Origin of the sequence: Pseudomonas sp., assembly GCF_028293835.1 — a bacterium.
In the GTDB taxonomy this organism is placed as follows: domain Bacteria; phylum Pseudomonadota; class Gammaproteobacteria; order Pseudomonadales; family Pseudomonadaceae; genus Aquipseudomonas.
In genome coordinates this window covers 1-11,282 of the sequence record NZ_JAQGNX010000029.1, presented here as the reverse complement: position 1 = coordinate 11,282, position 11,282 = coordinate 1, and the positions used below count along the sequence as shown (strand labels likewise).

At 58.5% G+C, this 11,282-nt stretch carries 14 protein-coding genes; 1 reads left to right on the top strand and 13 read right to left on the bottom strand.

The genetic code is table 11. The annotated features are described in order from the left end of the window. From JWR17_RS03950 to JWR17_RS03910, 9 genes are all read right to left on the bottom strand, one after another. The coding region (locus tag JWR17_RS03950) for an aromatic amino acid ammonia-lyase (RefSeq protein ID WP_299828517.1) at positions 1 to 748 on the bottom strand (748 nt) is incomplete at its 3' end. Then, positions 729 to 1,676 carry a glycosyl transferase gene (locus tag JWR17_RS03945; protein WP_299828515.1) on the bottom strand — a complete coding sequence of 316 codons (948 nt, stop codon included), beginning with the start codon at positions 1,674 to 1,676 and terminating at the stop codon, positions 729 to 731. The genes JWR17_RS03945 and JWR17_RS03950, both read right to left, overlap by 20 nt. Beyond that, positions 1,664 to 2,398, bottom strand: a complete 735-nt coding sequence (locus JWR17_RS03940; protein ID WP_299828514.1) for a glycosyltransferase family 2 protein — start codon at positions 2,396 to 2,398, stop codon at positions 1,664 to 1,666. Before JWR17_RS03940 ends, JWR17_RS03945 begins: the two co-directional genes overlap by 13 nt. Positions 2,399 to 2,517: 119 nt before the next feature. Beyond that, positions 2,518 to 4,197 (bottom strand): acyl-CoA synthetase family protein, encoded by a 1,680-nt coding sequence (locus JWR17_RS03935; RefSeq protein WP_299828512.1) that lies wholly within the window; start codon positions 4,195 to 4,197, stop codon positions 2,518 to 2,520. Beyond that, entirely contained in the window at positions 4,194 to 4,739 is a 546-nt protein-coding gene (locus JWR17_RS03930) for a hypothetical protein (protein ID WP_299828510.1), read from the bottom strand. The genes JWR17_RS03935 and JWR17_RS03930 overlap by 4 nt, the downstream gene beginning before the upstream one ends. Then, positions 4,736 to 4,990 carry an acyl carrier protein gene (locus JWR17_RS03925; protein ID WP_299828520.1) on the bottom strand — a complete coding sequence of 85 codons (255 nt, stop codon included), beginning with the start codon at positions 4,988 to 4,990 and terminating at the stop codon, positions 4,736 to 4,738. The genes JWR17_RS03930 and JWR17_RS03925 overlap by 4 nt, the downstream gene beginning before the upstream one ends. 24 nt (positions 4,991 to 5,014) lie before the next feature. Beyond that, entirely contained in the window at positions 5,015 to 5,275 is a 261-nt protein-coding gene (locus tag JWR17_RS03920) for a phosphopantetheine-binding protein (protein WP_299828508.1), read from the bottom strand. Further along, entirely contained in the window at positions 5,250 to 6,059 is an 810-nt protein-coding gene (locus JWR17_RS03915; protein ID WP_299828518.1) for a 1-acyl-sn-glycerol-3-phosphate acyltransferase, read from the bottom strand. Before JWR17_RS03915 ends, JWR17_RS03920 begins: the two co-directional genes overlap by 26 nt. After that, positions 6,035 to 6,763, bottom strand: coding sequence for a beta-ketoacyl synthase chain length factor (locus JWR17_RS03910; protein ID WP_299828506.1), 729 nt, complete (start codon positions 6,761 to 6,763; stop codon positions 6,035 to 6,037). Before JWR17_RS03910 ends, JWR17_RS03915 begins: the two co-directional genes overlap by 25 nt. Before the next feature lie 310 nt (positions 6,764 to 7,073). Between JWR17_RS03910 and JWR17_RS03905 the strand changes: the two genes are divergently transcribed. Beyond that, on the top strand, positions 7,074 to 7,853 hold the full coding sequence (locus JWR17_RS03905) for a ParA family protein (RefSeq protein ID WP_299828504.1): 780 nt from the start codon (positions 7,074 to 7,076) through the stop codon (positions 7,851 to 7,853). Here JWR17_RS03905 and JWR17_RS03900 read toward each other — a convergent pair. The 4 genes from JWR17_RS03900 to JWR17_RS03885 form a co-directional block, all read right to left on the bottom strand. Further along, positions 7,847 to 8,284: a PAAR domain-containing protein gene (locus tag JWR17_RS03900; RefSeq protein ID WP_299828502.1), complete on the bottom strand. Its 438-nt coding sequence runs from the start codon at positions 8,282 to 8,284 to the stop codon at positions 7,847 to 7,849. The genes JWR17_RS03905 and JWR17_RS03900 overlap by 7 nt on opposite strands. A 132-nt stretch (positions 8,285 to 8,416) precedes the next feature. Next, the gene (trxC, locus tag JWR17_RS03895; protein ID WP_299828500.1) at positions 8,417 to 8,851 is read right to left on the bottom strand and encodes a thioredoxin TrxC; all 435 of its coding nucleotides are present in this window, start codon (positions 8,849 to 8,851) and stop codon (positions 8,417 to 8,419) included. A gap of 180 nt (positions 8,852 to 9,031) precedes the next feature. Then, a complete protein-coding gene (gene selO / locus JWR17_RS03890; protein WP_299828498.1) occupies positions 9,032 to 10,495 on the bottom strand; it encodes a protein adenylyltransferase SelO in 1,464 nt (487 codons plus the stop codon). Between the two features lie 48 nt (positions 10,496 to 10,543). Beyond that, positions 10,544 to 11,282, bottom strand: a 739-nt coding sequence (locus JWR17_RS03885; protein ID WP_299828496.1) for a mechanosensitive ion channel domain-containing protein, incomplete at its 5' end; no start/stop codon positions are given.

The window sequence follows — 11,282 nt, the reverse complement described above, 5'->3', positions numbered from 1 at the left end:
CAAACAGAAGCTCGTCGAAGTGCTCGGGATTTCCTTCCAGCGCGACCAAGTTCATGGCGGTAATCCGAGTGGCCAGTTGCAGCAGGTAATCGGCGCGGGAGAAGGCCAGGCAAGCAATGCCGGTCATCACCGCCGTGCCGTTCATCAACGCCAGGGCTTCTTTTGGCCGCAGCACCAACGGGTCCCAGCCCAACTGGTGATGTACATCGCTGGCTTCACGGCGCTCGCCATGGAACATGACTTCGCGCTCACCGGACAAGGTGGCTGCAACGTAGGACAGCGGGGTCAAATCGCCGCTGGCGCCTACGGAGCCTTCTTCGGGGATCAGCGGCAAAATATCGTGATCAAGAAAGCCTTGCAGGCGCTCCAGCAGTTCAACGCGAACGCCGGAAACGCCTTGGCACAGCGACTGCAAGCGCGCTGCCAGTACGGCGCGGGTCGCTTGGGCGTCGAGCATTTTACCCAGGCCGCAGCCATGAAACGTATATAAATGCCGTGGTAAGGCTTCCACGTGATGCAGCGGCACCGCCACCACGCACGAATCGCCGTATCCGGTGGTCACGCCATAAATCACGCCTTCCTTGTTCAAAAGGGAATCAAGAAATTGCGCGCCCTTGGCGATCCGCTGGCGAAACACCGCATCGCCCTGCAAGTTGGTGGGTACTTGGCGATTGGCCAATGCCAGGACGTCTTCGATGCGTAACGGCCGTTCGCCGAAAGTGACCGATTCAAGGGCTTGGGTCGTCATGGGTCTTCCAAAAGGGATAGAAATTGAACCACTGCTGCGGCGCCTCAAGGCAGTAATGAGCGAGGCGGTCGGCGTAGCGCTGGGTGTGTTCAGCGATCACTTGCTGGCGATCACTGCGGCGCCATTGAATGGCATCGGCAAACGGTTCGAGGGTGACGCGATAACCGTTGGGGCCTTTCAGGCAAAAAATCAGGTTGATCGGGCATTTCAACAACCCGGCCAGCAGCCAGGGTCCTTGGGGGAATGCCGCTGGCTGGCCAAGGAAATTCACCTGGACATTGCGTCCGCCGTGCAGCGCAATGCGATCGCCGGCAATGGCCAGCCATTCGCCACGTTCCAGACGCTGGCTGAGTTGCAGCATGATTGCCGGGTCGAGTTCACTGACCTGAATCAAGCGCAGGTTGGTCGCACCGGCCTCACCCAACAGGCGATTGAAGCGTTCCGCGTGCTTGGTATGTACCAGCACATTCATCGTGACTTTTTCGCCCAGTTCGGCCAGTGCGCGACAGACTTCAAGATTGCCCAGGTGGGCGCCCACCAACATTTGCCCGCGCTCGCCGCGCAGTTGTGGGCGTAACGAGGCGCGGTCGACGATTTCGATTTGCTCGATGGTGAGCTTGCCGTTCCACATGTCGAGCTTGTCCAGCATTGAGTCAGCGAACGCCATAAATTGCTGGAAGACCCGCCAGCGGGTGGGGCGTAGCGCTGGCTGGTGACTCCAGTCGGCCAAATAGTGTTGGTACTGCCAGGCACTTTTTTGTGCCGCGCGGCCGAACAGATAAAAGTACAAAACAATGCCATGCAAAATCGGACTCAGTACCCGTCGGCCGAGGTGGCGTACGCCCCAGGCGGTCAGTTTCATCAGTATGAAGCTGCCGCGCTCCTGGTGGGCGGCCCAATGGTCTTTATTGGCCCTCATGGCAGCCACCGTCGCCACAAGATCAACGGCAGACGCCCCAGCATGCCGAAGAACAGCTTTGCGTGCATTGTTGAAATCAGCGCGTTGTCGTGGAATAGACGGAAATGCGAGACGCCGTCCGTGGGGTAATGCACCCGAACCGGCAGCCAGCGCATGGGCTGATTACGCCATGACAAGCGCACGATAATGTCCGAGTCGAAGTCCATGCGTTTACCTACCTGCACGGAATTGATCAGCGAGAGTGTCGGTGGCAGCGGATAGAGGCGAAAGCCGCACATCGAATCACGAATCTGCAATGACAGGCTGTTAATCCAGACCCAGACGTGAGTCAGGTAGCGCGCATACAAGCGGCCCTTGGGCACGCTGGCGTCGTACTGCGGATAGCCGCAAATCAGCGCCTGGGGGTAAGCGCGGGATGCATCCAGAAACAGCGATACATCTTCCAGGTCGTGCTGGCCATCGGCATCTACCTGCAACGCATGGCTGAAACCCATACGCGCCGCTTCGCGAAAGCCGGTCATCACTGCGCCGCCCTTGCCTTGATTCTTTGCTAGGCGCAGCAGGTGCACGTTGGGTTGTTCGGCCAGGGTTTGCAGCACGGCGGCGCAGCTCGGGCTGCTGGCGTCGTCCACCAGAAGGCAGGGTAAACCGGCATTCAGCAGCGTGCGCACCACCTCCGCGATGGCCCGTTCGTGGTCATACACAGGAATCACCGCGCAGGGGTTATGCATGGGATTTTCCATCCCGCGTACCTGTAGCCAACTTGTTGGCGAAGCGTCCTGTCTGGCACACCGCTACAATCCTCTCGCCAACAAGTTGGCTCCTACAGAGATCAGGGGCGATGGAGAAATCAAGCATGCGCCATCTCCAGCAAAATTCGGCCGCTGGAGCAGGCGCCGTCGGCGTTGCGGTAGGTGAAATACAGTTTGCTGCGCTCAGCGTCGAAGCGCAGGGTCAGCCAGACCTCATCGCCGGGGCGTATCAGTTTCTGAAACTTCAACACCTCCATGCCAGCAAAACGGGTCGGGAGATCCAGCAGGCGCTGGCCCAGGTTCATTGCCCAATCCACCTGTACCACGCCGGGCAATACCGGGCTCTGTGGGAAGTGCCCACTGAAATACGCCAGATCCGGTGGAATGGCCAACGCCAGGTGCCATTCGCCGTCCACCTGCTGCTTGCGAAGCAGTTCGGGTTCCAGCGGGCGAGGGGCATGCAGCAAGGCGTCCACGTCAGCCTGAGGCAGTTTGCCTTGCGCATTCAAGGGAAGTTGCCGCAACAGCCGCCAGCGACGGGGAAGGGCAATGGCTTCGCAGTGTGGGCGCAGGTGCTCGCGCAGTTGTTCAGTCAGCCGCCGTCGGCCCTGGTTGCGTAGGGCGTGCAGGCCGCTTGGACTGAGGACCACCAAAGCCCCCAATGAGGCACGGTTTTCCTGAACCACGCCGAGCCGGGCTTCGCTGACCCAACCGTGGGTTTCCAGCGCGTGTTCCAGCAAAGGCAGGGAGACACGTTTTTCTTCCAGTTTGACGATGCGGTCCAACCGGCCCAATAACTCGAAGCGGCCGTCTGCGGCAAAGCGTGCGGCGTCAGCGGTATGTTCAATATGGCCTGTCGGCAAATAAGGCGATTCAACGAGCAGCGCACCGTCGCGGTCCTGACTCACATGTACGCCGTCGAAAGCTTGCCAAAGGCTGTCGCCTTGGCGCCAGGCGATACCGCCGGTTTCCGAGCTGCCAAAAATTTCCGTTGGCCATTGGCCCAGGCGCTCATACAGCTGTTGCGCGGCTTCGACGGGCAGCGCACCGCCTGAGGAAAATACCCGGCGTACCGCGCTTAACCCAGGCCAGTCGAGATTGTCGCCCATGCGCTTGAGCAAGGCGGGGCTGGCGACCCAGGCAAAGGCCGAGTGCTCGCGACTGGCGCGCTGCAGGTCCTCCGCAAACGCTAACTGTTGCCGGGCGAACCTGCGCCCGGCGCACAGCGGCCACAGCACTCGAAACAACAAACCGTAGATATGTTGAGTGGCGACGCTGCCAACAATGCAGGCGCTGCCCAACTCTGCACCCCAGAGTCGCTCCAGCGCGTCGACTTCACTGGCCAGTTGCCGCAAGCGCTTTTCAATCAGCTTCGGTTCGCCACTGGAGCCTGATGTGCAGAGGCTAAGGCAGCAGGTGTCCAGATCCAGCAGGGCGGGTGGCAACGGTTCAGCCAGAAGTTGTTCAAGGCGTAGGTCTTCGGCTTGATCACTGAGCCATGCATCAGCCTCCCCGGCCCAGCGTGCGCGGGTGGGCGCTTGTAGATCAGCAGGCATTAGCACGCTGACCCCGGCGCGCCAGGCGCCGAATAAAGCGACGGCCAGTTCACCAGCATCTTCCAGATGCACCGCCAGGCGCGTGATACCCCGGGCTTGTAATCCAGCAGCGATGCTCAGCGCTTGCTGACAAAAGCTCGCGTGATCCATGGCCGGGGCGTAAGTCAATTCCCGGTCCGGCGGCGCGTCGAGCAACAGGCGCTCAAAAGGTATCCACTTCATGCGCGGCCTCGTACACGCTGGCGCACGGTCCATTCGCCAGCAAACAACAGGCCCATCAGGCCATATGAAATCAGACCGTTGTACAACGTCCACCAACTGAGCGGCGCCCAAAGCGTCAAGGCGGCGGCAATCAGCCCGTTGCCCAAAAAGAAAAGGCACCAGACCTCGGTCACTTTACGGGTATAGCGAACGGCAACATCGGACAAATGCGGGTCGCTCAGGCGTGCCAGTCGCTCAATGATCGGCGGGCCGTAAATCAGGCTCAAACCGAACAGCGTCAACATGAAGCCGCTACTTAAGACGGGATACCAGCGCAGCAATCCGGGACTGTCGAGCCAACCCAGTAGCAGGCAGAAACCGATGGCGCTCAGCGCCATCCACAGGCTTCCGGGGCGCCGCTTGCCAGTCAGTGCGCGGGTCAGCCACAAGCTTCCGAGCAGCAGCGCGAACTGCCAGGGCGCGATGTGGCCCAAGCCGAAATATACGGCAAACGGGTACAGCACGCCCGCCAGCAACAGCATCAGGCCAATCAATCGGCTCATGCGGCGGGGTGGACCAAGCGATAAACGGCTTCGACGACGTCATTGACGGTGCGCACGGTTTTGAAGTCTTCGGCGGTGATTTTTTTGCCGGTCTTGCGTTTGATGTGATCGATCAGGTCCACAGCGTCAATGCTGTCGATTTCCAGGTCCTGATACAGATTGGATCCCAGGCTGACACGCTCCGGCTCAAGTTCAAACAGCTCGACCAGTGCTGTACGCAAGGTCTCGAAAATGTCTTCTCGGGTTTGCATCCCATGTTCATGTGTGTTCATGCCTCAGGCCGCCCGTTTAGCGCTGACGAACGCCGCAAGGCTGTCGACGCTGGTGAAATGATTGCGGGTGTCTTTGGCGTCGGCGTCGATTTTGATCCCGTAGCGTTTCTGGATAGCCAGGCCAAGCTCCAGCGCGTCGACCGAATCCAGGCCCAACCCCTCGCCGAACAGTGTCTGGTCGTTGCCAATATCGTGAGTAGTAACGTCTTCGAGGCCCAAGGCGTCGATGATCAGTTGCTTAATTTCCAGGTGCAGATCGCTCATCTTTGGCGAGCTCCTTGTTAAAGTATTGATGCAGGTAATCGTTGAGCTTGCGCGAGGCCACCGGCGGTGGGCCAAGCACAACAAAAGCGTATGGATCTATATCGGCACCAACTCTCAAACTGAAGTGGACGCGTCGCTGCGGGATCTTGTACCAGGGCTCGGCCTTGGTCAGTGTGCTGGGGTTGACCTGAATGACGACCGGGGTGATGAGTTTCGCACCGCGCAGGGCAATTGCGGCGCCGCCGCGATGAAAGGACGGTGCCTGTCCAGGGCGAGTGCGCGTGCCCTCAGGAAAGATAATCAGCGTTTGCCCGTCCTTTAGAGCGGCCGCAGCGGTGTCGAGCATGTCCACGCTGCCGTCATTACTGATGTATTCGGTCGCACGCACCGGCCCGCGGGTGAAGGGGTTTTGCCACAGGCTTCGTTTGACCACGCAATTGGCGTTGCGCACTAAACCAATCAAAAACACCACGTCGATTAGCGACGGATGGTTGGCAATGATCATTTGCCCGGGCCGGCCCAGCTTCTCGGCGCCCTGAACGTCGTAGGTCAGCACGCCGGTACGGGTCATAAAGCGGATGAGCACCCAGAACAGCCGACCCACCGTTCGCCGGGCGCGTTGCCTGCGACTGATGGCTTCGCCTGGCAGCCAGCTCAGGACCGGAATCAGAAGCCGCAGGCACAGTCCGCCCACCCCAAAAAGGGCAAAGCTCAAGGCGGTTGCCAGCAGGCGCCAATAATAGGCGTCGCGGCTTTTGGTCAGGGTTGTCGTTGCCAGATCCACAGCCGATTCTTCCATGAATGTTGGCAGCAGGTTTGCCCGCTTAATAAGGTATGCAACAGCCTCAGCGCGTGGGGTATGCCAGCCGGGGGCAGACGTCCATCGCCGGTGCTCAATGACAGTTGCCACTCTGTGCCCGGCGTTAACAGCAGGCCAACGGCATAGGGGAACGGCACGTCGTCGACCCACTGGGCGTAGGCCTCAGGCGGTTGTTCTTCGGTGACGATAAGCAACACGGCGGGCGCGCCTTCCGCCAGCAGCGCGCCGGCTTCAATAACGCCATGCTCAAGACCGTCGCCTGCTGCCGCCAACGCGGTCATCTCGCTGGTCTCGCCGCGCATGATCGACCAAAGGCCAATGATTGCGTTGTGCACTGACAAGCTGAACTGCGTCGGTGACAACGGCTGGTCTGCGGCGAGTTCGCTGAGGATATCGAAAGTACGGGGCGTTTCGCCGTGGCGCGAGACGAAGACCAGCGGCAGTTTTTCGCGACCTTCGGCCAGTGGCCAGCCGACACTGAACGCCATCCGCGCCAATCGGCTCAAGCGTCGGCGCTGCATGGCCGGCAAGAACGAGACGTCGGGCGCTGTGCCAACGCTTTCGACAGCGGCCTGGCCAATGTTCCACTGTTGCCAGTCGTCGGTCGTTTCCAGGCCGGGAGCCCAGGCACGCCACTGTGCGATGTTAAAGGTAATCACGATACTCATCCCGCCCCTGCGGGCTACTTCTGTACAGCTGCTCGAACGGCGCCACCCTGGCGCGGCGTTATTGCCGAGTGTCGCGCATTATCCCGATGAGGATGATGAGTAGCAAATTCTGTTACAAATAGAGTGTTTACATCTGTTGCTTCCTACGGCTAGGCAGCTTGAAGTCTGACGCAGTAGTGCACAAAAAACTCTGCACACGGTGTAACTCCAGCCTCACCACCGATGTCCTTAAATGAAGCGCTCGCCCTTGAGACTGGCTTTGCATAGACTCGGGCGACTCTGGATAATTTCAGAACCAATGAGGCTTAGTATGCGGCGTGTGGTGTTTAATCAAAAAGGTGGCGTGGGCAAATCCAGCATCGCCTGTAATCTCGCGGCTGTCAGCGCCTATGAAGGCTATCGGACACTGTTGATTGATCTTGATGCCCAAGCCAATTCAACCCAATACCTCACCGGTCTGACGGGCGATGATATCCCTATGGGGATCGCCGATTTCTTCAAGCAAACCCTGTCCTCCGGACCGTTCACCAAAAAAAACCAAGTGGACATCTACGAAACACCGTTCGACAACTTGCACGTGGTCACCGCCACTGCTGAGTTGGCCGATTTACAGCCTAAGCTTGAATCCAAACACAAAATAAACAAGTTGCGAAAACTGCTCGACGAGCTGAGCGAGGACTACGACCGCATCTATCTGGATACGCCGCCCGCCCTGAATTTCTATGCGGTTTCTGCGTTGATCGCCGCTGATCGAGTGTTAATCCCCTTCGACTGCGACAGTTTTTCTCGTCAGGCGCTATACGGGTTGCTTAAAGAGATCGAGGAACTGAAGGAGGACCACAATGAGGGTCTGGAAGTTGAAGGCATTATTGTCAATCAGTTCCAGTCTCGCGCCAGCCTGCCGCAAAAAATTCTCGACGAGTTGATTGCGGAAGGGCTGCCGGTGTTGCCGGTTTACCTCAACAGTTCGATACGAATGCGGGAATCGCATCAGGCCAGCATACCGTTGATCTACCTTGACCCTCGGCACAAGCTGACGCAGCAGTTCATGGAGCTGCACAGTTTGCTGGAGTCTGGCGTGAGTCACTGAATAGGGGTTATTTGCCTGGGGGTATTCATTGCAGCGGGTCGTAGCGGTGAAAACAGACTCTCGCGCAAGGTGCCGTCCCGAATTGCGCAGGATAACTGCGCGGCAGCTTTGCATGACGCCTCAGCGAGGTCGTTGGGAATGTAAATGGTTGCCTCCATGTCTGCCTGAATACTGTCCGCACTCGCCAACAGCCGATGGCTGCCAGGCGGGCAGTCGCATTTCACCTCGTGTCCTTGGGTCGCGACCGCTACGTAGTGGTCAATGTAGGTCGGATTGCCTTCGGCGATATAGCCGACGCACTCGCACCGTGGACACCACACCAAGTCGCCCATCCTCGCTAACTTGCGTAGCTGCACGGTGGCCTTCGCCGAGGCACTGATGACGAACCCGTCCGTGGTTGTGAGATCACCTTCCCTGATGACATACCTCATGACTACTCCTGACCCGTTGCTCGATTTGAGTCATCAGGTTAGGTCAAAAAGATAGCCACAGGGCATCGGAAAAGCTGTTTGGGAAAAGCCCTACGGGAAAGTCAGCATCAGCAAAAGTGCGCGACGATCGCCCTAAATGCCCTCACTTTTCAACCAGGCCAGCAGCTGCGGCAGAGGGAACGCTCCGCTTTGGCGTGCGACTTCCCGTCCATTTTTGAACAGGATCAGGGTGGGGATTGAACGAATGTTCAACTGCCCGGACAGCAGCTGATTACTTTCGCTGTCCAGCTTCGCCAGCCGAACACGGCCCGACAGTTGAATAGCGGCCTGCTCGAAAGTGGGCGCAAACGACTTGCATGGTCCACACCACTCGGCCCAGACATCGACCAGCAACGGCAAATCACCTTTGATCTGGCTGGCGTAATTGGCTTGGTTCAAGGCAAACGGCGTGCCGAGCAACACCGGCTCTTTGCAGCGCCCGCATTTGGGTTGGTCACCAACCCGCTCGGCAGGAATGCGGTTGAGGCCGTTGCAGTGGGGGCAGGGGATCATGAGAGGGTCAGCCATGGTGGGCTCCGGTGGCGAATGGATTTTCACTATTTGGTGGTTGGCAGGGGGAATTCGAGCCCGCGTATACCGGTCTGTAGGAGCAAACGTGTTCGCGATGGAGCGCGAAGCGGTCCCAACGCCTCATGTCGCCGATCAGTGACCTTTCCAACATGAAGATCACATCGGCCAAAACAATCCTCACGACGAACAACTAATCTCCAAATGCTTGCCCCACTCCGGTGGTCGTTCCGCATAACTTTCCATGCCCGGTTGCGCCTCGAAGGGTTTGGTCAGCACCCTGTGCAATCGACGAACTTCTTCGTAATTACCGTCTTCTGCAGCGTCGATGGCTTTTTGCGCCAGGTAATTGCGCAGGATATAGAGCGGGTTGACGGCGTGCATGCGCGTTTGGCGTTGTTGTTCGGTGCCGTTGTCTTCTCGGCCAATACGCGCCTGATAGTCGCTGGCCCAGGTGTCGAACCCTTTGATGTCAACGAAATCATCGCGTAAGCGTCCACATGCCGATACGGCGGATTCGTCGCCAAGCCGACGGAAGAACAGCGTGTAATCAACGCCACTGTTTTGCATCAATTTAAGCAGGCGTTCGATTAGCGTGGCATCGCTGTCTTCGGCGCTGGTGAGGCCCAAACGGCGGCGCATCAAGTCCAGGTAATGCGCTTGATACAGCGGCAGGAACAGGCCAAGGGCCTCGCGCAGGGCTTCGACGCTTATGAAAGGCGTCAAGGCCTGGGCCAGAGCGCTGAGGTTCCATTGGCCGATGGGCACTTGGTTGCTGAAGGAGTAGCGCCCTTCATGGTCCGAGTGGTTACAGATGAAGTTCTGGTCGAAATCATCAAGGAAAGCGAACGGACCGAAGTCGAATGTGATGCCCAGAATTGACATGTTGTCGGTGTTCATCACTCCGTGGCAGAAGCCATAGGCTTGCCATTTCGCGATCAACTCGGCGTTGCGCTCGACAATTTGCTGGAACATGGCCAGGTAAGGTTCGGGGTGCTCCAGGCAGTCCGGGTAGTGCATGGTTAGCACATGTTCGCCCAGCGTCTTAAGTTGTTCTGGCTGTTTGGTATAGAAGAAGTATTCGAAGCTGCCGAAACGGATATGGCTCGGCGCCAAACGCAAGACCATGGCCGCGCGTTCCTGTTTTTCGCGCCACACAGGTGTGCTCGAACCGATGACTGATAGTGCCCGGCTGCTGGGAATACCCAGCGCGTGTAAGGCTTCAGACGCTAGAAACTCGCGAATTGACGAGCGCAACACCGCGCGGCCATCGCCCATTCTTGAATACGGCGTTTGCCCGGCACCCTTGAGGTGCAGGTCCCAATGTTCGCCTGCCTCGTTGTATACCTCGCCCAGCAGCAAGCCGCGGCCATCACCCAGGCGTGGGTTGTACGAGCCGAATTGATGGCCCGAATACACCATGGCTCGAGGGTCGGCATCGGCCCAGAGTTTATGGCCGCTGAATATTTCGGCAAACACCGGGAGTTCGGCTTGTGCTGGATCCAGATCGAGCAGCGCCATAGCCGCCGTACTCGCGACAACCAACCGCGGGTCGGCGATGGGTTCGGGCAGCACTGTGGTAGAAAACGCGTCCCCCAGGCGGGCGAAGCGGTTATCGAAGGTCAGTTCGTCGAGGGCTTTCAAGGGCCACCTCCAGCAGAATGTCCGACCATTCTGCTGGGATTTAACCTATCAGTCGAGCTTCACATCCGGTGGTTCCGGCATGTCGCTGACAACTGGCGGGACTGACGGCAGCGCTTTGCCTTGCTGGGCAGTCCCTTCTACGGGCACCAACTTGTATTCCTCGCCGTGCAGGTTTTTCAAGTAAACCTCCATCTGCCGGAACGAAATGTTGATGTTGTTAGCCTTGAACTCACGGTTGATGAAGCGGTTGATTTCGTCGACAGCCGGATTGCGGTCACCGAGATCGCGTACGTGCATGCGCAGTTCGTGGTCGAGGGTGCTTTCGCCAAAATTCAGGAAATACACATGGGGCGCCGGGTCTTTCAATACACGCGGGTTATCGTTGGCTGCCTTGAGCAGAAGCGTGCGGACCAGGTCCAGGTCCGAGCCGTAATCGACCCCCAGCTTTAGCGTCACCCGGGTCACGGTGTCGGTCAGCGACCAGTTGATCAGTTGTCCGGTAATGAACGTTTTGTTCGGGACGATAATGTCTTTGCGGTCGAAATCGGTGATGGTCGTGGCGCGAATCCGGATCTTGCTCACCGTGCCCGACAGGTTGCCGATGGTGATGGTGTCGCCGATTCGTACCGGGCGCTCGAACAGAATCATGATGCCGGAGATGAAGTTAGCGAAGATTTCCTGCATGCCGAAACCCAGCCCCACTGACAGTGCCGCCACCAGCCATTGCAACTTATCCCAGCTGACACCCAGTGCCGACAAGGTTGAAACGAAGCCCACGCCCGCAATC